Source organism: Sinorhizobium fredii USDA 257 (genome assembly GCF_000265205.3).
In the GTDB taxonomy this organism is placed as follows: Bacteria; Pseudomonadota; Alphaproteobacteria; order Rhizobiales; family Rhizobiaceae; genus Sinorhizobium; species Sinorhizobium fredii_B.
Genome location: NC_018000.1, coordinates 4,272,118 through 4,291,572 on the forward strand (window position 1 = coordinate 4,272,118; position 19,455 = coordinate 4,291,572).

General features: G+C 62.3%; 19 protein-coding genes. 6 read left to right on the plus strand and 13 right to left on the minus strand.

Going from position 1 to position 19,455, the window contains the following annotated elements; translation table 11 throughout:
• Positions 1 to 154 precede the first annotated feature (154 nt).
• Positions 155 to 577 carry a VOC family protein gene (locus USDA257_RS19935; protein ID WP_014764766.1) on the plus strand — a complete coding sequence of 141 codons (423 nt, stop codon included), beginning with the start codon at positions 155 to 157 and terminating at the stop codon, positions 575 to 577.
• A gap of 114 nt (positions 578 to 691) precedes the next feature.
• Here USDA257_RS19935 and USDA257_RS19940 read toward each other — a convergent pair whose 3' ends face one another.
• From USDA257_RS19940 to USDA257_RS19960, 5 genes are all read right to left on the minus strand, one after another.
• Positions 692 to 1,570, minus strand: coding sequence for a cytochrome c1 (locus tag USDA257_RS19940; RefSeq protein WP_014764767.1), 879 nt, complete (start codon positions 1,568 to 1,570; stop codon positions 692 to 694).
• A 32-nt stretch (positions 1,571 to 1,602) separates the two neighbouring features.
• Positions 1,603 to 2,883, minus strand: a complete 1,281-nt coding sequence (locus tag USDA257_RS19945) for a cytochrome b (RefSeq protein ID WP_014764768.1) — start codon at positions 2,881 to 2,883, stop codon at positions 1,603 to 1,605.
• 14 nt (positions 2,884 to 2,897) lie between these two features.
• Positions 2,898 to 3,476 carry a ubiquinol-cytochrome c reductase iron-sulfur subunit gene (gene petA, locus USDA257_RS19950; protein ID WP_014764769.1) on the minus strand — a complete coding sequence of 193 codons (579 nt, stop codon included), beginning with the start codon at positions 3,474 to 3,476 and terminating at the stop codon, positions 2,898 to 2,900.
• Positions 3,477 to 3,785: 309 nt separating this feature from the next.
• On the minus strand, positions 3,786 to 5,651 hold the full coding sequence (locus tag USDA257_RS19955; RefSeq protein ID WP_014764770.1) for an ABC transporter ATP-binding protein: 1,866 nt from the start codon (positions 5,649 to 5,651) through the stop codon (positions 3,786 to 3,788).
• Between the two features lie 103 nt (positions 5,652 to 5,754).
• Positions 5,755 to 7,608, minus strand: coding sequence for an ABC transporter ATP-binding protein (locus USDA257_RS19960; RefSeq protein ID WP_014764771.1), 1,854 nt, complete (start codon positions 7,606 to 7,608; stop codon positions 5,755 to 5,757).
• Positions 7,609 to 8,090: 482 nt separating this feature from the next.
• Here USDA257_RS19960 and USDA257_RS19965 point away from each other — a divergent pair, with 482 nt between their 5' ends.
• A complete protein-coding gene (locus USDA257_RS19965) occupies positions 8,091 to 8,552 on the plus strand; it encodes a tRNA (cytidine(34)-2'-O)-methyltransferase (protein WP_014764773.1) in 462 nt (153 codons plus the stop codon).
• 101 nt (positions 8,553 to 8,653) lie between these two features.
• On the opposite strand, the gene USDA257_RS19970 is transcribed toward USDA257_RS19965, so the two are convergent.
• Positions 8,654 to 9,226: an NADPH-dependent FMN reductase gene (locus USDA257_RS19970; RefSeq protein WP_014764774.1), complete on the minus strand. Its 573-nt coding sequence runs from the start codon at positions 9,224 to 9,226 to the stop codon at positions 8,654 to 8,656.
• Positions 9,227 to 9,304: 78 nt separating this feature from the next.
• On the opposite strand from USDA257_RS19970, the gene soxR reads away from it, so the two are divergent.
• Positions 9,305 to 9,802: a redox-sensitive transcriptional activator SoxR gene (gene soxR, locus USDA257_RS19975; RefSeq protein WP_014764775.1), complete on the plus strand. Its 498-nt coding sequence runs from the start codon at positions 9,305 to 9,307 to the stop codon at positions 9,800 to 9,802.
• On the opposite strand, the gene USDA257_RS19980 is transcribed toward soxR, so the two are convergent.
• Both USDA257_RS19980 and USDA257_RS19985 read right to left on the minus strand, forming a co-directional pair.
• Positions 9,712 to 10,977 (minus strand): MFS transporter, encoded by a 1,266-nt coding sequence (locus tag USDA257_RS19980; RefSeq protein ID WP_014764776.1) that lies wholly within the window; start codon positions 10,975 to 10,977, stop codon positions 9,712 to 9,714. The genes soxR and USDA257_RS19980 overlap by 91 nt on opposite strands.
• 174 nt (positions 10,978 to 11,151) lie before the next feature.
• Positions 11,152 to 11,412: a hypothetical protein gene (locus USDA257_RS19985; protein WP_014764777.1), complete on the minus strand. Its 261-nt coding sequence runs from the start codon at positions 11,410 to 11,412 to the stop codon at positions 11,152 to 11,154.
• A 229-nt stretch (positions 11,413 to 11,641) separates the two neighbouring features.
• Between USDA257_RS19985 and hemF the strand changes: the two genes are divergently transcribed.
• Positions 11,642 to 12,553, plus strand: a complete 912-nt coding sequence (gene hemF, locus USDA257_RS19990) for an oxygen-dependent coproporphyrinogen oxidase (protein WP_014764778.1) — start codon at positions 11,642 to 11,644, stop codon at positions 12,551 to 12,553.
• Positions 12,554 to 12,631: 78 nt separating this feature from the next.
• On the plus strand, positions 12,632 to 12,910 hold the full coding sequence (locus tag USDA257_RS19995) for a BON domain-containing protein (RefSeq protein ID WP_014764779.1): 279 nt from the start codon (positions 12,632 to 12,634) through the stop codon (positions 12,908 to 12,910).
• Positions 12,911 to 12,929: 19 nt separating this feature from the next.
• Here USDA257_RS19995 and USDA257_RS20000 read toward each other — a convergent pair whose 3' ends face one another.
• The 4 genes from USDA257_RS20000 to USDA257_RS20015 all read right to left on the minus strand — a co-directional run bounded on the left by USDA257_RS20000 (position 12,930) and on the right by USDA257_RS20015 (position 17,059).
• The gene (locus tag USDA257_RS20000; protein ID WP_014764780.1) at positions 12,930 to 13,544 is read right to left on the minus strand and encodes an ABC-type transport auxiliary lipoprotein family protein; all 615 of its coding nucleotides are present in this window, start codon (positions 13,542 to 13,544) and stop codon (positions 12,930 to 12,932) included.
• Positions 13,545 to 13,623: 79 nt separating this feature from the next.
• Positions 13,624 to 14,994 (minus strand): MlaD family protein, encoded by a 1,371-nt coding sequence (locus tag USDA257_RS20005; protein WP_014764781.1) that lies wholly within the window; start codon positions 14,992 to 14,994, stop codon positions 13,624 to 13,626.
• Between the two features lie 87 nt (positions 14,995 to 15,081).
• Complete coding sequence (locus tag USDA257_RS20010; protein WP_014764782.1) at positions 15,082 to 15,891, minus strand: ABC transporter ATP-binding protein; 810 nt, start codon at positions 15,889 to 15,891, stop codon at positions 15,082 to 15,084.
• A gap of 13 nt (positions 15,892 to 15,904) precedes the next feature.
• Positions 15,905 to 17,059 (minus strand): ABC transporter permease, encoded by a 1,155-nt coding sequence (locus USDA257_RS20015; protein ID WP_014764783.1) that lies wholly within the window; start codon positions 17,057 to 17,059, stop codon positions 15,905 to 15,907.
• A gap of 203 nt (positions 17,060 to 17,262) precedes the next feature.
• Between USDA257_RS20015 and dgcA the strand changes: the two genes are divergently transcribed.
• On the plus strand, positions 17,263 to 18,246 hold the full coding sequence (gene dgcA / locus USDA257_RS20020) for an N-acetyl-D-Glu racemase DgcA (RefSeq protein WP_014764784.1): 984 nt from the start codon (positions 17,263 to 17,265) through the stop codon (positions 18,244 to 18,246).
• On the opposite strand, the gene USDA257_RS20025 is transcribed toward dgcA, so the two are convergent.
• Entirely contained in the window at positions 18,198 to 19,418 is a 1,221-nt protein-coding gene (locus USDA257_RS20025) for an MFS transporter (RefSeq protein ID WP_014764785.1), read from the minus strand. The genes dgcA and USDA257_RS20025 overlap by 49 nt on opposite strands.
• Between the last annotated feature and the right edge of the window lie 37 nt (positions 19,419 to 19,455).

Here is a 19,455-nt window from a genome sequence, read left to right on the forward strand (position 1 = left end):
AGCCCCAGCGTGATGTCAGCTCCTGCAAGTCTCCTTAAATCGGAGCCGATTTAAGGGTAAGAGCATGCAGCAGCCATTCAAAGTTCTACAGAGACCTTTGTGCGACTGAAGAGACGCAACGGCTCTGCGGTCCGCAGCCGCTCAGGAGTGTGCCATGAGACCCCGGATAAAAGTCCTTACGCTCGCCGTGAACGATCTGCAAAGGTCCCTCGCCTTTTATCGCGACGGCTTGGGCCTGCCGACCAAGGGCGTCATCGGTGAGGAATTTGAAGACGGCGCGGTCGTCTTCTTCCACATGGGCGATGATCTGATACTGGCGCTATATCCGGCGCCGTCGCTTTCCAAGGATGCGAAGATCAGCGTGACAGAGGCGCGGCTTGGCGCCGTATCGATCGGTCATATCGTCAACTCGAAGGCCGAAGTCGATGCAATCATGAAGCAGGCGGCGGACGCCGGCGCCGTCGTAACCGACCCCGCGTCCGATCGTTTCTGGGGCGGCTATTCGGGCTACTTCCATGATCCGGACGGACATCTGTGGGAAATCGCCTGGAACCCGCAATGGACCGTCGAGGACTGAAGCGGTCCGAGGGACGAGCGCGGATCGCGTCGAGAAAAAAGGCTCCATGCAAAAAAGCCCCGGTTTCTGCCGGGGCCTTTCTCCGTAACGCGGTCTGGCAATGCAAGCTTCCGATCAATGTTCCTTGTTGGCGTAAACCGACTTCTTCGTCAGATAGATCAGGCCGGTGAAGATCAGCAGGAACACCATGACCATGAAGCCGGTGCGCTTGCGGTCTTCGAGATGCGGCTCTGCGGCCCACATCAGGAATGCCGAGACGTCCCTGGCGTACTGGTCGACAGTCTGCGGTGCACCGTCGTCATAGGTGACCTGGTCGTCGGAGAGCGGTTTCGCCATCGCCAGCGCCGAGGCGCTCACGAAGTACGGGTTGTAGTGCGTCCCTTCGGCGACCTGAACACCTTCCGGCGGCTCCTGGTAGCCCGTCAGCAGCGCGTGGATATAGTCCGGACCGCCTTCCTGGTAGGGCCAGAAGATGTCGAAGACGAATTGCGGGAAGCCGCGCTCGATGCCGCGCGCCTTGGCGATAAGCGAGAAGTCCGGTGGTGCGGCGCCGTTGTTGGCGGCCGCTGCGGCTTCCTTGTTCGGGAACGGAGACGGGAAGTGGTCGGACGGAATGGCCTTGCGCGTGAACATCTCGCCATCGCCATTCGGGCCGTCCTGCACCTCGTAGTTCGCCGCAAACGCCTTCACCTGGGCGTCGGAATAGCCGAGGCCGTGCTCAAGCGTGCGGAATGCGACGAGCTCCATCGAATGGCAGGCAGAACAGACTTCGGTGTAAACCTTGAGACCGCGCTGCAGCTGGCCCTTGTCGTAGTGGCCGAAGAGGCCGGCGAAGGTCCAATCCTGCTGTTCCGGCTTGTGCAGCGGATAGTGCGGCGTAGCGCCGGCGGCATGCTCCTCGCCGCCTGCTTCCTCGCCTTGGGCCAAAGCAGCCCCCAGACCGAGACCGGCGACGACAGCGAGTGACAGAATGCCTGTAACAAGCTTTTTCATTTTTGTGAGTTCCTTATCAATCGCTGTTCCGGTCAGGCGTGCGCGGTCTTCGGCTGCGCCTTGGCATTCTGCTTCTCCAGCACCGCCTCGGTGATGGAGTTCGGAATGCGCTTCGGCGTTTCGATCAGGCCGAGGAGCGGCATGATGACGAGGAAGAAACCGAAGTAGTACAGCGTGCCGAGCTGCGACATGACGACGTACAGGCCTTCCGCCGGGCGGGAACCGAGCCAGCCGAGCATCAGGGCATTGGCGACGAAGATCCAGAAGAACAGCTTGTACCAGGGACGGTAGACGGCCGAGCGGACCTTGGACGTGTCGAGCCAGGGCAGGAAGAACAGGACGATGATCGAACCGAACATCACCAGAACGCCACCGAGCTTGGAGTCGATCGGGCCGATGTTGAAGGTGATGGCGCGCAGCATCGCGTAGAACGGCAGGTAATACCATTCCGGAACGATGTGAGCCGGGGTCTTCAAGGCGTCAGCCGGAATGTAGTTGTCCGGGTGACCGAGATAGTTCGGCATGTAGAAGACGAACCAGGCGTAGACGATGAGGAAGATCGAGACGCCCAGCGCATCCTTCAGCGTCGCATAGGGCGTGAAGGCCACGGTGTCGGTCTTCGACTTCACTTCGACACCGGTCGGATTGGTCTGGCCGGTGACGTGCAGAGCCCAGATGTGCAGGACGACAACGCCGGCGATCATGAAGGGCAGCAGGTAGTGCAGCGAGAAGAAGCGGTTGAGCGTCGGCTGGTCGACGGCGAAGCCGCCAAGCAGGAACTGCTGGATCCACTCGCCCACCAGTGGGAAGGCCGAGAAGAAGCCGGTGATAACCGTTGCACCCCAGAAGGACATCTGACCCCAGGGCAGAACGTAGCCCATGAAGCCGGTCGCCATCATCAGCAGATAGATGACGACGCCGAGAATCCACAGGATCTCGCGCGGCGCCTTATAGGAGCCGTAATAGAGACCGCGGGCAATGTGCAGATAGACCGCGATGAAGAAGAAGGAGGCGCCGTTGGCATGCAGGTAGCGCAGCAACCAGCCATGGTTGACGTCGCGCATGATCTTTTCGACCGAGTTGAACGCAACGCTTGCTTCGGCGACATAGTGCATCGCCAGCACGATCCCCGTCAGGATCTGGACGATGAGCATCACCGAGAGCATCGCGCCGAAGGTATAGGCATAGTTCAGGTTGCGCGGCACCGGATAGGAGACGAACGAGTCGTGAACGAGGCGCGGCAGCGGAAGACGGGAATCAACCCACTTCTCTATGCCCGTCGTTGGCGTGTAGGTTGAATGTTCAGCACTCATTATCAGTAGTCCCCTCAACCGATCTTGATAACTGTGTCGGAAACGAACGTGAAGGTCGGCACGGCGAGGTTTTCCGGTGCCGGGCCTTTGCGGATGCGGCCGGCCGTATCGTAGTGCGACCCGTGGCAGGGACAGAACCAACCGCCGAAATCGCCGGCCTGCCCGAGCGGAACGCAGCCGAGATGCGTGCAGGAACCGATCATCACGATCCAGTTTTCCTTGCCCTCGCCGGCGGAGCGATCGAGATCGGTCGCTTGCGCATCGGTGGTGAGATTGGCGTTGCGCGCGACCGGGTCCTTGAGCTCTTCGAGCGGCACGGCCTTCGCGTCCTCGACTTCCTTGTCGGTGCGGTTGCGGATGAAGACCGGCTTGCCGCGCCACTTCGCCGTCAGCGACATGCCGGGCTGGAGGCTCGAAACGTCGACCTCGATCGAAGCAAGCGCGAGCGTCGATGCATCCGGGCGCATCTGGTCGATGAACGGCCAAGCCGCCGCGCCGGCGCCGACAACGCCGGCCATGCCTGTGGCCAGATACAGGAAATCGCGGCGAGTGGGCTCGCCCAAGGTCTCGCTTGAAGTGTCGTGTTCGCTCACGGCTAAACCATCCTCTCACGCAATGTGCGGAAACCGCATCCGCCCCCGGCGCGTTTCCTTCCCTTCCCAGGTCTCGAAGCGCACCCTATCTTCACGCTGCCACCCTGCCCGACTTGCAGCAGCAAGCCTTGGCGGGCGTCAGAATCCGGAGAATCCTGCACGCAGAATCCCCAACAATCCGGCGCGTTCTATGCTTGATCGTGAACTATGTCCAGCCTTCACAAGAGGAGGTGGGCAGATTGTCGCGGGGGAGAGAGGCAGTCAATGAGCACAAGGGGTTGACGCGGTCGAGGGGCGTGTTGGCGCCCCCTATTCCGCCGCCTCTTCCTGCGCGATGAAACCGCCGGACTGGCGCGCCCAGAGTTCAGCATAGAGGCCGCCGCGCGCGATCAGCTCGGCGTGGCTGCCATCCTCGACGATATGTCCTCGGTCCATCACGACCAGACGGTCAAGTGCGGCGATCGTCGATAACCTGTGAGCGATCGCGAGCACCGTCTTGCCCTGCATCAGTCGCTCCAGATTGGTCTGGATCGCTGCCTCCACTTCCGAATCGAGCGCCGAGGTCGCCTCGTCGAGAACGAGAATGGGCGCGTCCTTGAGCATCACCCGGGCGATCGCAATCCTCTGCCGCTGGCCGCCGGAGAGCTTGACGCCCCGTTCGCCGACATGGGCGTCGAAGCCCCTGCGGCCGCGCTGATCCTGCAGACCGACGATGAAGTCATAGGCTTCCGCCTTGCGCGCCGCTTCCGTGAGCTGTTCGTCCGTCGCACCGGGCCGGCCGAAGAGAATATTGTCGCGGATCGATCGATGCAGAAGCGACGTGTCCTGGCTGACCATGCCGATCTGGGCGCGAAGCGATTCCTGCCGGACCGTGGCGATATCCTGGCCGTCGATCAGAATCCGGCCGCCCTCGAGATCGTAGAAGCGCAGCAGCAGATTGACCAACGTCGACTTGCCGGCACCGGAGCGGCCGACGATGCCGACCTTTTCACCGGGGCGGATGGTGAGAGAAAAATCATCGATGACGCCGCCACCCTTGCCGTAGTGAAACGCCACCTGCTCAAAACGGATCTCTGGCCGGTTTACGGTCAGATCAGGCGCGCCGGGCCGATCGACGAGGCCGATCGATTGGGAGACCAGCTCGGCCGAATTCTGGATCGTGCCGATATTGCGCATGATGGCGTTGAATTGCGACATCATCCGCCCGAGCAGCATGTTGAGGCGCAGCACCAGCGCCAGCGTGAAGGCGACCGCACCCGAGCTGACCGCCCCTGCAAGCCATAGGTGAACCGCGTAGACGGCAATCGCCGCGATCATCATCCCCGAAAGTAAGGCCTGCGACGCCCGCACGCCCGTCAGAAGCCGGGTAAATGGGATGACCGCCCCTTGGAAGCGGTCGAAGCCCGCGCGGATGTAGCGATCATTCTCCTCGTCGCTGCCGAAGAGCTTGAGCGTCTGGATGTTCGAATAGGCATCGACCATGCGGCCGTTCAGCATCGAGGCCATTTCCGCGGTGTCGCGGGCGTGCTTGCGCACGCGCGGAACGAAATAGCGGGCAAGCGAAAGGAAGACAACGATCCAGAAGGCCACCATCGCCGCCAGCCGCCAGTCGAGCTGGGCGATCAGCGCCATGGTCGACGCAGTATAGATGAGGATGAACCAGATGACCTGCAGCAAGGATACGATCAGGTCGCTCGTCGCTTGCGCGCCCGACCAGACCTTGGTGACGATGCGACCGGAAAAGTCGTTCTGAAAGAAGGTGAGCGATTGCCGGGCTACGTAGACATAGGTCTGCCAGCGCACCAGGTTGAGAAAGCCGGTGATGATCGCCTGCTCCTCGACCAGCGCCGCGAGCGCCACGGCCAGGAAACGGAACACCAGCACCGTCAGCAGCATGAAGAGCAGCTCCGGGCCGTTGGAGGCGATCAATCCGCTCCAGCCATCCTGCGGCCGGATGGTGTCGAGCACGTCGACCAGCCGGCCGACGAAATAGAACAGTCCCGCTTCGAGCATGGCGACCAGCCCGCCGAGCGCCGCCATGGCGAGGAACGGACCTTTCGCCTGACTTGCATAGAACCAGGCGAAGCCCCAGAGCGACCTTGGCGGCTGCAGCCGATCGCGCGGCGCGAAGGGGCTGATCCAATTCTCGAAGATGGTGACGATGGCGCGCAGCATTGTTCCGATAATAGGGGGCTGAGACCGGACGGCAATCCGTTTCCGCCGCCGGCCTGATTACAAATGCGTAAGCTTTTGCCCTGAAACGCGAGGAGGCGGCGGATTACTCCGCCGCCTCCTCCTTTTCGACATCGTCGGCGATGAAGCCGCCGGACTGGCGCGACCAGAGATCGGCGTAGAGCCCACCCTTCGCAACGAGCTCGGCATGCGAGCCGGTCTCGACGACCCGCCCCGCCTCGAGGACGACCAGGCGGTCCATTTCGGTCAGCGTCGACAGGCGGTGCGCGATGGCGATCACCGTCTTCCCGGCCATCAGGGCGAAGAGGTTCTCCTGGATCGCCGCCTCCACTTCGGAATCGAGCGCCGAGGTTGCCTCGTCGAGAATAAGGATCGGCGCGTCCTTGAGGAAGACACGGGCGATCGCAATTCTCTGCCGCTGGCCGCCCGAGAGCTTCACACCCCGTTCGCCGACCTGCGCGTCGAGCCCTTGCCTGCCCAGGTTGTCCTCGAGCGCCTGGATGAACTCCCAGGCGTTGGCTTTCTTGGCTGCGGCGATGACCTGCGCGTCGGTTGCCTCCGGGTGCCCATAGGCGATGTTGTCGCGAATGGAGCGATGCAGGAGCGATGTATCCTGCGTCACGACGCCGATCTGCGAGCGCAGGCTGTCCTGGCTGACGGCTGAAATATCCTTGCCGTCGATCCGGATCACGCCGTCCTCGAGATCGTAGAAGCGCAGCAGCAGGTTCATCAGCGTCGTTTTGCCGGCACCCGAGCGGCCGACCAGGCCGATCTTCTCGCCGGGACGGATGTCGAGCGACAGCCGATCGATGACGCCTTTTGCCTTGCCGTAATGGAAGCGGATATCCTCGAAACGGATCGCCCCCTTCTCGGCCGTCAGCGCTACGGCATCCGGCTGATCGACGATGTCGTGCGCCTTGGTCATCATTCCCATGCCGTCATAGACCGTCCCGATATTCTCGAAAAGCGCCGAGACTTCCCACATGATCCACTGCGACATCCCGTTGATGCGCATGGCAAGACCGATCGCAACGGCGATTGCTCCGACCGAGATCGCGCTGGTGAGCCAGAGGTAGATCCCAAGCGAGCCGACAGCGAAGAGCGCCACGCAATTGTTCGTGTAGACGCATATGTGGAACAGCGTGACCTTGCGCATCTGCCGGTAGACGGTGTCGAGAAACTCCTCCATACCGGCGCGCGCATAGGTTTCCTCCCGCCCGGCATGCGAGAAGAGCTTCACCGTGCTGATATTGGTGTAGCTGTCGACGATGCGTCCCGTCATCATCGAACGGGCATCCGCCTGCTCCTTGGAGATCTTCTGCAGGCGCGGCACAAAGGTGGTTACGATCACGACATAGATGACCAGCCAGATGGCAAGCGGCGCGACGAGCCGCAAGTCGGCAGCCGCGACGACGACCAGCATCGTCGTGAAATAGCTCACCACATAGACGAAGACGTCGAGGATCTTCATTACCGTTTCGCGCACGGCGAGCGACGTCTGCATCACCTTCGTGGCGACGCGACCGGCGAACTCGTTGGCGAAGAAGGTCATGCTCTGCCGAAGCAGATACCGGTGCATCTGCCAGCGCGCCATCATCGGATAGTTGCCGAGCAGCACCTGATGCATGATGAATGAATCGAGCGCCACGAGGGCCGGCAAGCCGATGAGGATCAAGGCTGCCATCCAGGCAAGCCTGCCCCCCTCGGTGGCGAGGAAGGTTTCACGCTCGGCATTGGACAGCCAGTCGACGACGTTGCCGAGGAACTGGAACAGCGCCACCTCGCCGATCGCGATCAGCATGGTGCAGACTGCCATGATGAGCAGCCAAGGCGCCGCGGGCCTGGTGTAGTGCCAGCAGAAGGCAAAGAGGCCCTTCGGTGGAAGCGTCGGCTCCTCCAGCGGGTAGGGATTGAGGCGGGATTCAAACCAGCCGAACATTAATTAGCTCCTTCAGATATTTTGAAGGAAGGCGGGTCGCCCCGCATTCTTTATCTTCGGAAAACTCGAAACCGGAGGGGATGCCCCGAATCGAGCTGCGCCCTCCGGGAAACCGGAGCACGCGTCATTCGATCGACAGAATGAAAGGGCGCGGAACCGGTCAGGCCTGGAACGGCCAGGCTACTTGCGGGAGGCGGGTCAACATCAGAATGGTCATGCATGCCTCCGTCGGTTCGCGTTGAAGAGGATTGAGCTTTACCTCTATTCCCGCCATTGCGCCAGATTGTCGCAGCCGTTTTCTTGCCTATTTTTTCACCGGGATCAGGTCTGTTGCCAATACGGCACAGATTAGCAAAGGGAAATTCGGCAGCGCGGCACGCAATCTCCCGCGCCCAATCCGGCAGTGGATCACGAGGCAATATGATGCCATACGGCCTCGCACGTTTTCGCGTCGCACCATCCTGCGTCTTCGGTACAGGCTCATGAACGACCTCCGCATCGCCCTCTACCAGCCGGATATTCCGGGCAATACCGGAACCATCCTTCGTCTCGCAGCCTGTCTCGGACTTGCCGTCGACATCATCGAGCCGGCGGGCTTCGATCTTTCCGACCGCAACCTCAAGCGCGCCGGCATGGATTACATCGCGGCTGTCACACTCACCCGCCATGTCAACTGGGAGCGCTTCGAGACATGGCGGGCGGAAACCGGCCGGCGGCTGGTGCTCGCTTCCACCAAGGCCGCCGAGCCCTATGCGCGCTTCGACTTTCGGGCCGACGACATTCTTCTCTTCGGCCGGGAAAGCGCCGGCGTGCCGGATCATGTCCATGACCGCGCCGACGCCCGCATCCTCATTCCGATGGCGCCCGGCCAACGTTCGCTCAATATCGCGATGGCGACCGCCATGATCGTCGGCGAGGCGATGCGGCAGACCGGCACGTGGTGACATGGTCGTCAACGCGCTGACACAAAGCAAGGTGAGATTGCGGCCGCGCGTTCCTGCAGCGAGAACGCCCGGCTCGCCCTCGTACGAAGATGCCGCGCTCGTCATGCGGCGATCTCGCTGTAGGGCGTAGTCTTGCGGGCATATTTCAGCGTTCGCGCCCACCAGGTGAGCCGGTCCATCATCAGGAACAGCGGCGCGCGCAGTTCTTCGGGCTTGTAGAGATTCCCGGCAGCGTCGAATTTCGACCAGGCCTTCGGAAGCGCAACACCGTCCCTGAGCGTCACCGCATGCAGCTCTCCGAAGACCTGGCGCAATTGCTCGACGGCGCGGATACCGCCCGAGGCGCCGCCGTAGGAGACGAAGGCGACAGGCTTGGCGTGCCAGGGTTCATAGACCGCGTCGATCATTTCCTTCAGCGCCGCGGGATAGCCATGATTGTATTCCGGCGTGATGACGATGAAAGCGTCCGCTTCGGCGACCTTTCGCTTCATCCATTCGGCCGGGTCTGCCGATTTCTCGCCGCGGGAGCTTCTCAGCCGCAACGGATCGATGATCGTCAGGCGGAAGACGTCGGATGCCGAAAGCTCGCGGATAAGCCAGCTGGCAACGGTATCGCAGAACCGGCCCTGCCGCGCGCTGCCGTAGATCAAGGCGAGGGTCAACTTCTCTGTCATGCGGGATCAGCTCCTAGTTGTCGGCTACAGGAAGCTCATGCTATAGAACCTCAACTATAGTTGAGGTCAAGAGCGCCCGTGAAAAAAGAAAATGACAGTGAATTCAAGCGCGAGCTGACGGTCGGCGAAGTGGCCGAACGCAGCGGCATCGCCGTCTCGACGCTTCATTTCTATGAAACGAAGGGGCTGATCCGCAGCAATCGCAGCCGCGGCAACCAGCGGCGCTATCCGCGCTCGGTGTTGAGACGTGTCGCTGTCATCAAGGTCGCCCAGCGCACCGGGATCCCACTGGCTGAAATTCAATCCGCCCTGTCGGTGCTCCCCAACGATCGGCCGCTGACGGTCGAGGACTGGGGCCGGCTGTCGAAGACCTGGCAGCAGCAACTCGACGATCGCATCGCCAAGTTGACTTCGCTGCGCGATCAGCTGACCGGCTGTATCGGCTGCGGCTGCCTTTCGATGCGGGACTGCCCGTTGCGCAATCCCTATGACGTGCTTGGGTCCGAAGGTGCAGGACCGCGCCTGATGGATCCCTCCGACAGCGTCGAGGACGCGGAATATGCACCCGGAGCTTGAGCGGTAAGCGGCCTCATCCGGTTGAGAAGCATCATGCTCGTCAAGGTACCGACGGAGCAAAAGAGCGCAATCGAAAGCGCCCAGCCATTCCCGGCTACGCCGAGGACGAATGAGAAGAATGGGGGTGCGGCGGCGAAGGCAAGGTTGAGCGGCAGCCCCAGGCGCGCCATCACCAACCCATATTGGGCCGGCGAGAAGAACACGAGCGGCATCGTCGCCCGGCTGACTGACATGGCGCCGCTCGAAAGGCCGTAGAGCACGAGGAAAAGTACGATCGATCCCTCGGTGCCCCCGCCGAGGATCAGAGCAAGCAATGCCAGGGGCATGATTGCCGCCGCAACGAAACCTGTCGTCAGCCCATCCCAGCGGTTGCCACCGAGGAAATCGAAAAGCCGCGCCGAGAGCTGAATGAAACCGATCGCCGATCCGAAGCCGACCGCGAGATAGTCGGGCACGGCATAACTGCGAAAAAGGTCGATGACGACGAGCTGAAAGCCCCAGGTGACGAAGCCGTTCAGCGCAACGGCTGCAACGATAAGCGCAACAAGCCGCCGATCGCGACGGGTCTTCGGCCGCTCCTGCCCGTCCGTCGCGGCGCGAGCTGCCTGGCCCACCGGTTCGCTTCGGGGCAGACCGAAGAAATGCAGCGGTGCACAGACGAGCAACATCATCGCACCGTAGATCACGAGAGTGCCGCGCCAGCCGAGCGCTGCCTCGAAGAACACGGTGACGGGCCAGGACACACTGGGTGCCAGCGCCATGGCGAGCATCTGCGCTCCGATCGCGCGGCGAGCGTCATCGCCGGCGATCTCGGTCAGGAAGACATGAGCAGAAGTCGTCAGCGTTGCAACACCAGCGATGCCAAGGACAGACCAGGCGACGAAATAAGTGATCGGCCCGTCGCCGCTCGCGAGCAGCCACAAGCCGGGTGCGGCGAGCGCCGAACCGGACGCGAGCACCAGGCGCGCGCCGAAGCGCGCATAAAGCGTCCCAAGCGGCGGCGAGCACAGCGCCATAGCCACCAGCATCACGGTCGGACCGAGATAGACCATCGATGGCTCGAGGCCGAGATCGCCAGCCATTCCCGCCGCCGTGACCGATACGAACATGAACATCGCGCCCCAGGCGACGATTTGCGTTACGGACAGGACGATTACCGAGCGGAAGACGGGCATGAGGTGAAGGCCGGTGAAAACGCACGCAGAAAGGGTGCCGAGAAGAGTGTCGGCAACTGTCTAGCGCGCCGGCGGGACCTTGGCGAGACGAATTGTCCATCACAAAGCGGAAGCTTTTGTCTCACGGACCGACCGCATGTGGCGGTCTTCGCCCCGGGCGGGAAATGCGGTCGTTCAGTCAGCGCTCGGCAGGCGCCGCATCGTGAACTCGATCTCGTCGCCCTCGAGTTGGCGCCAGCTCTCGACTTCCGTCCAATAGGCGGCCTTGGGCCAGGTCTCGAACCATTCGCGCGCCTTGGCGCGGGCGGCGCTGCGTTCGAGACGGAAGGTTTCGCGTACGAACAGGCTGCCGCCTCGCGCGGGGTGTTCCCGGCGGTGTCGGGCGATCTGGCGCCGCAAGCCATCGAGCGGCGGTCCTGGGGGTATCTTCGCCATGGCTGTACCTCTGATCATAAAGATAGGATGGGCACCGCCCCTTGGCCAGTCCATCGTCTCCAGCGCCTGCCAGCCATCGCCACGACCAAATGCCCGAGGCCCGTCATTGCTGTAGACTACCTTGGAGAAAGAGCCGCCGTTGCCATTCGGCCAAAAATATGGACTGTGACGGCGGCGACAGAATCGGCGGTCTCCTCTGCGGGATGCCGCAAATTGGAACCTGAACTCCATGGAAAGACCGCAATTGCCGCAGGAGCTGCCTGCAGACATCGAAGACAAGAAGGCCGAGGCGAAGGCCTGGTTCGAGAGCCTGCGCGACTCGATCTGCGCGGCCTTCGAGACAATCGAGGACGATTTGACTGGGCCGTTGTCGGATCGTCCGCCGGGCCGGTTCGTCGGCAAGGATTGGCTCCGCGAGGAAGGCACAGGCGGCGGCGGGCGCATGTCGATGATGGAGGGCCGCGTCTTCGAGAAGGTCGGCGTCCATACATCGACCGTCCTCGGCGAGTTTTCCCCCGAGTTCCGCAACCAGATCCCCGGCGCAAGCGAAGATCCGCGCTTCTGGGCGTCAGGCATTTCGCTGATAGCCCATCCGGTCAATCCGAACGTGCCCGCCGTGCACATGAATACGCGCATGGTCGTGACCACCAGCAACTGGTTCGGCGGCGGCGCGGACCTCACGCCCGTTCTCGACCGCCGGCGCCTCATGACCGACCCGGACACGGTTGTCTTCCACCGGGCGATGGAGATCACCTGCGACCGGCATCCGGTCGCCGATCATGCGAAGTTCAAGCAATGGTGCGACGAGTACTTCTTCCTCAAGCACAGGAACGAACCGCGCGGCACCGGCGGCATTTTCTACGATTGGCTGCACTCGCCCGAGGACATGGGCGGCTGGGAGGCCGATTTCGCCTTCACCCGGGACGTGGGCAAGGCGTTCGCGATTGTCTATCCGAAAATCGTCAGGGCAAATTTCAACACGCCATGGACGGAGGCAGATCGCGACGAACAGCTCGTGCGTCGCGGCCGCTATGTGGAATTCAACCTCCTCTACGACCGCGGCACGATTTTCGGCCTCAAGACCGGCGGGAACGTCGAGTCGATCCTGTCGTCCCTGCCCCCGGTCGTGCGCTGGCCCTGATTGCGCCTCCGGCTCAATGAAGAGCCGAACAAATCCCGAGGCTGCGGCGTTTTCTCCGGAACGAGGAGTGATCGCCGCATGATATTCAAGAAACGCACATTCTTCGGCCAGGAGCCCGAGAGGGAAACCCCCGAGCATCCGGCCGAACTGGAGCGCCGGGTTGCACACTGGCTCGCCGTCGCGCCGGGGCTCGATGCCGCCGACGTCACGGTGACCTGCACCGGCAACACGGTCCTGCTAGGCGGCACGGTTGCCACGGAGGACGAAATCGTCCGAGCCGCGGAAGCGGCAAGCCGTGTCGAAGGCGTCAGGGAAGTCATCAACCGAATCAAACGCGCCAAAGCGGGCACGGGATGACGCGGAGCAGCTGTCGCCGCTAGATCGACCGGAGCATCCAGCCGACGATATCCGCCGCCACGTGAGCGAAGGCAGAGTCGAGGGCTGCGACAAAGGCTGGATTGCCGGCGCCCTGGACCGGCGCGACGGCACGAAAGACCTGCTGCCGGCGGACGGTACCGGAGCGGTCGTCCAATATCTTGGCGAAGATCTCGACGACGGCCGTGTCGGGGCCATCGGTGGCTATCTCGAAGGCCCGGAGTTCGGTGACCAACTGATAATCTATGGCAAGCCCCTGGCCAGGCTTGCCGACACGAACCTTGCCCGTGTTGTCGAAAGTCTGAACGAGCCGATCCTGCACCATGCGCGGCAGACTATCGCCCCATTGCGCCCCGGCGAGATACCGAAGTTCCGATTTCGAAAGGCGAACGACGATCTGGTCGCTGCCGAGCGTCTTCAGGGCCGTCGGCTCCGGCACCAGTATCTGGCGGTTCGTCGCTGCCGGGCGCTCGACGACGGGCGTCGATGCCAGGCTGAATGTATCATTGGCCGCCTGGCGCGTGCCACAGCCCGCCAGCATCGTCGCCAATGAAAGAACCGCAGCAAACCGGGCCGTTCCCGCTCCACGCCATGCTACCAGACCCGGAAAACCCATACGCAATTATCCCCAAACAACGCGGCGCCGTTCGGCTCCCCGCCCCCATGCAACCCGCCCGCGACCGATGATAAGCGAATCACCGCCGCGTGCGGCCATCATATTGCTTAACAGTCTCGCCGCCGAATAGCAGGCGCTGTGGATTTCGATCGAAATTGGAAATCGTACTCTGCAGGCTTTGCACCGTTCGCCGTGTTTCCGTGACAAGCGTCTCCATGTCACGCAAGCCGGAATTGGAGAAACGCTTCAGGTTGTCGGAGATAGGACCGATTTGAGCGTTGAGGTTGTCGGCCATCCGGCGGAACGATTCAAGCGTCGAGCGCGCCTCTGCCGAAAGCGACGGCGCATTCGCGTCGCCGAGGAAGCCGTCGACCTTCGCGAGAATGCCGTCGACGCGGTTCGATGCCGCATTCAGCTTGTTCGACATCTCCGTGAAGTCGGTGATCGTCTGGTCTATGTCCTCCTGGCGGGCCGAAATCTTGTTGGCAAAATCGGACACCTGGGCGGCGACCTTGCGCGCATCGGCGCTCGCCGCGGAGATGTCGTTGACGACCAGCCCGACCTTCTGTGTATCGACGGCAGCCACCAGCGCATCGACGCGCTTCAATGTCTGCTGCGCGTTCTTGCCGAACTGGTCATAGGTCTCCACGGTGCGCCTGAAGCCGGCGACTGCCTCCGAGACCCCGCCGGAAGCTGCCTTGAGGTCGTTGCTCACCTCTTCGACATTGCTCACGATCGTATCGATCTTCTTCGGATCGACCGACTTGATCAGCCTGTCTGCGCTTTCAAGCGTGACATCGAGCTTCTTCGACGCAGCGCTGACCGATCCAGACAACTCCTCGACGCTCTTCAGGAATTGATCGATCGCGTCGGAATTGTCGGCGAGCGCCCTGGAGAAACGTTGCGCATTGCCGATCGTCGCGGTCAACGGGCCACGAACTTCGGTGACGAAGCCCTGAATGTCGCCGATGGCGCTGTTTGCCCGATCAAGGATCTGGTCGGCGGTCGCAAGCAGGCTCGTAACGCTCGACTGGTCGGCAAGGATCCGCGCCTGCGTCCCCTTTTCGAGTGCGCTCTTGAGGATGTTCTCATCGCCTTTTCGCCCGCCGCTAAGCTCGATATAGGCCGCTCCCGTCAAACCCTGGATTTCCAGCGTCGCCCGCGTGGACGTCAGAACCGGCGCATCGGCCGATACCTCGGTGAGGGCGATCGAATAGCGCGGATCATTGGCGTCGATCGCAAGGCTGTTGACGGTACCGACATTGATGCCGTTGAACCGCACCGGTGAGCCGACCGACAGGCCGTTGGCAGAGCCTGGAATGTTGACGACGAGTTCGACCATCTCGCCGCTTCGGCCGTATTGTGACATCCAATAGACGAAACCGAAGGCAGCGGCGATCACGAACACCGTGAAAAAGCCGACAATGGCATAGTTCGCTTTTGTTTCCATCGGTTCCGACTACCCCTGCGGCCCTTGCCGCCCTTTCACCTGCTTCGACAACAGTTCCGCCGAAACTATTTTAGCACCTTTGCCGTATCAGTCGTGCTCGCGCACGATCGCCCTCGCCCGCTTGCCGCGAAAATAGGATTTCACCCACGGCTCGTCGCAGGCAAGCATGTCCTCGATGGTCCCCTCGACCAGGACGTGTTTCTGGCCGAGGACGGCGATCCGGTCGCAAACCGAAAACAGGCTGTCCAGATCGTGGGTCACCATATACACGGTCAATCCAAGCGTGTCCCGAAGCTTGGCAATCAACTCGTCGAACTCCGCCGCGCCGATCGGATCGAGGCCTGACGTCGGCTCGTCGAGGAAGACGAGATCCGGATCGAGCGCCAGCGCCCTTGCCAGTGCGGCGCGCTTGATCATACCGCCGGAAAGCTCCGAAGGATATTTTTCTGCCGCTTCCGGTGCCAGGCCCACCAACTCGATCTTCAGACGCGCCAATTCATCCATCAGGTCTTGCGGTAGATCGAGATATTCCCGCATCGGCACCTGGATGTTCTCCCGCACCGTCAGCGCGGAAAAGAGCGCGCCATGCTGGAAGAGAACGCCGAGACGCATGTCGAGCGCGATGCGTTCCTCATCACTCACCTTGTCGTACTGCGCGCCGAGGATCTCGATCGTTCCGGAGCGCTTCGGCAGCAGTCGAAGGACCGTGCGCATCAGCACCGACTTTCCCGTCCCGGAAGCTCCGACGAATCCGAGGATTTCCCCGCGCAGCACGTCGAGATTGAGTTTGTCGAGGACGATATTGTCGCCGAAGCCGACCGTCAGGCCGCGAACGGAAAGGATGGTCTCGCGCCTTGCCGCCTGCTCCGGTTGCTTTTCCATGACCGCCTGAACCATTTTTCCGCCCACCTCAGAAATCGATCGCCGCATAGAACATCGCGAACAATCCGTCGATGAGAATGACGACGAAGATCGACTTGACGACCGACGATGTCACGCGGCGGCCGAGGGATTCCGCACTGCCGCCCACCTTCAGCCCCTCGACCGCGGCGACGACCCCGATGATCAGCGCCATGAAAGGCGCCTTGATCATGCCGGCCGCCACCGAGGAGAAATCGACGGCCTCCTGCAATCGGCCGAGGAAGGTCGGAATCGTAATGCCAGAATAGGTCCAGGCAACGAGCGCCGCCCCGGCGAGTGCGGCGAAGTTCGCGATGATGGTCAACAGCGGCAGCACAATCGTCAGTGCCACAAGCCGCGGAAAGACGAGCACGCCGACCGGGCTCAAGCCCATGACCTTCAGCGCGTCGACCTCTTCGCGCATCTTCATCGAGCCGATCTCGGCCGTGATCGCACTGCCCGAGCGGCCCGCGATCATAATCGCCGTCAGGAGCACGCCGATTTCGCGCAGTTGCAGGATGCCGACCAGATCGACGACGAAGATTTCCGCACCGAAGGACCGAAGCTGAAAGGCGCCCTGTTGCGCGATGATGGCGCCGATCAGGAAAGACATCAGCGTGATGATCGGTGTCGCCATCACGCCCATGCGGTCGATCTGGTGGACGATCGCCGCAGGCGAGACGCCGGCGTGGCGCCCGAGCTTCATCTGCGCACCGCGGACGGCCGAGCCGAGAATATACATCGCGGCAACCGTATCGGTCCAAATCGACACCGTCACTTCACCGATCGGCGCAAACAGCCGCTGGAAAAGCGGGTCCTTTCGCTTCGAACGCTCGGGCTGCCGCAATTCTCCGGGCAGTGCGCGGACGAGCTCGACGTAGCGCTCGCCGCCGTCGCTGAAGCGAACCTCCCCGCCGGCCTCGCTGCCGATGCCGTTCATGAAGCGGCGGATGATCCAGGCGCCGGCCGTATCCATCGCCGTGATCCCGGAAAAGTCGAATTCGTTACGGCCGCTCGCCGGCTTGCCGAGCCGCTTAAGCTTGTTGGCCATGGCTTCTGCCGTCTGGTGTCGCCAGTCGCCGCTGAACACATAGCGTCGCCCGGTCCCCCCGTCGGCCTCGGCGAGGGCGACATCGGCAGCATTCTGGGAAGGCGCTCGCGTCACGTGATCTTGGTCTTTCAATTGCTATTCGATAATCTCTTAAACCAGATTCGATCTTAGGACAAAATCGCCTAGAAATTCAAAGCCGTACAGCACGCTTTGTACGACCGATGCGACCCAAAAGACACAGCGCGGCATGACCGGCAAGCACCCGCCAAGCATCGAGGGGGCTGCGCGGCCTGCCGCGACCCTTTCGGAGGACACCAATGTCGATCTCGCTTGCAGCCGCCGTCGAACACTTTCCGATCGCCGGTGCCTTCACGATCTCCCGCGGCTCGAAAACGACGGCGAGCGTCGTCACCTGCCGCATCGGCGACGGCACGGCGTTCGGCCGGGGCGAATGCGTGCCCTATGGCCGCTACGGAGAATCGATCGATTCTGTCCTGAGCGAGATCGAAGCGGTTCGCCCGCTGATCGAAGCCGGCATGACGCGGCTGGAACTGCAGGAGGCGATGAAACCGGGTGCGGCCCGCAACGCGGTCGATTGCGCGCTCTGGGATCTCGAGGCAAAGCAGCGAAATACGTCGGCCGCTACACTTGCCGGCATAGCTGATCCGGTCTCCCTGACGACGGCCTATACCATCTCGCTTGTCGAGCCCGAAGAGATGATGGCGCAGGCCGCCAAATACGCCCATCGCGCCCTTCTGAAGGTCAAGGTCGGAACGGCTGACGACACATCGCGGATCCGTGCCGTCCGGAAAGGCGCACCGGATAGTCACATCATCCTGGATGCCAACGAAGGCTGGACTCCGGAAAACCTCGCCTTCCATTTTACTGCCTGCGCCGAAGCCGGTATCGATCTCATCGAGCAACCCCTGCCGGCAGGAAGTGACGCGGCGCTGGCGCATGTGGACCGCGCCGTTCCCGTCTGTGCGGATGAAAGCGTGCACGCGACCGCAGACCTCAAGGCGCTGGTCGGGCGGTACGATGCGGTGAACATCAAGCTCGACAAGACCGGCGGCCTCACCGAGGCGCTGCGCATGCGCGAAGAGGCCAAGGCGCTCGGCCTGAAGATCATGGTCGGCTGCATGGTCGGCAGTTCGCTCGCAATGGCCCCGGCGATCCTCGTTGCGCAAGGCGCCGATTTTGTCGATCTCGACGGTGCGCTGCTGCTTGCGGAAGATCGCAGTCCTGGTCTCCGCTACGAGGCCTCCCTGGTCTTCCCGCCCGATCCGAGCCTGTGGGGCTGAAGGTACCAGCCGGCGAAAGCGAAGCAGCAGCCGGAGAGCGCCACGACCGACATCGAGTAGAAGCCGGCGACGCCGAACCAGGCGTAGAAATAGCCGGAGAGAAACGTGAAAATTGCGGTGAAGATGCCCGTGTAGAAGAAATAGATGCCCTGGGCGGATGCCTCCTGCTCCTCGGCGACCCGTTCGACCAGCTTGTGCTGCATGCCGGTATGCATGATCGCATAGGTGAAGGCATGAAAGCACTGGAGGACGAAGTAGCCCGAGAAGCCCAGGTCCATCGGGAAGATCAGCCAGCGCACCACCGCCAGCAAACAGCCGGAGAAGATCATCGTCCAGACGCTGAAACGCCGGATGATTGCCTTGGCGAAAAAGAACATCAGCACTTCCGCCGCCACGCCGGCACTCCACAGGGCGCCGATCTGCGTGCCGCTGTAGCCGATCTGCTGCCAATAGATGGCCGAGAACGCGAACAGCATCGCATGGCTGCTGTTGACCAGCGTGACGCCGATCAGCAGCAGTTGCAAATCGGGCTGTCGCAGCGATTGCGGCGGCGGTTCGGTGATCGCCGTGATTGGCGAAGGCCGGCGCGGACGGCCGATGCGCGGGGCTGCGCAGGCCATCACTACGGTGAGGCCGAAACCCGCCGCCATCGCCGGCAGCACCATCGTGCCGCCGATGAGGCCGATCATCCAGCCGCCGAGCATCGTCGCGCCGATAAAGGCGATCGACCCCCAGACGCGCATCAGCGCATAATCGAAACCCCAGCGACGCACGCCCGACAGCGCAAGCGCCTCGACGATCGGCACGTAAGGCGAATATGCGGCCGATTGCAGGGCATAGATCACCAGCACAGGCCAGAAGCCCTTGGCAAAGAAGAGGACGAATGCCAGGGCAAGAGAAAGGCAGCCCGACCAGATCAGCACGATGGTGCGCTCGCCGAGCCGGTCCGCCAGCACGCCTGCCAAGGGCGCGGTGATGACGCGGATGAACATCGGAACGGCAAGCACCACGCCGATCTCGAAATCGCTCATCGAAAGGCTGCTGAGCCAGACCGGAAAATACGGCATGGCGAAGCCGTTGACGATCAACGGCGCGCAGAAGAGCAGCGCGATGCGGAGCGCAAAACGACGCGGCGGGGGCCCCAGGACGGGGGGCGCTGATGCGGGAATCATGGGAGGACCTGATGGTTGTCAGCAACCTCTAGCACGG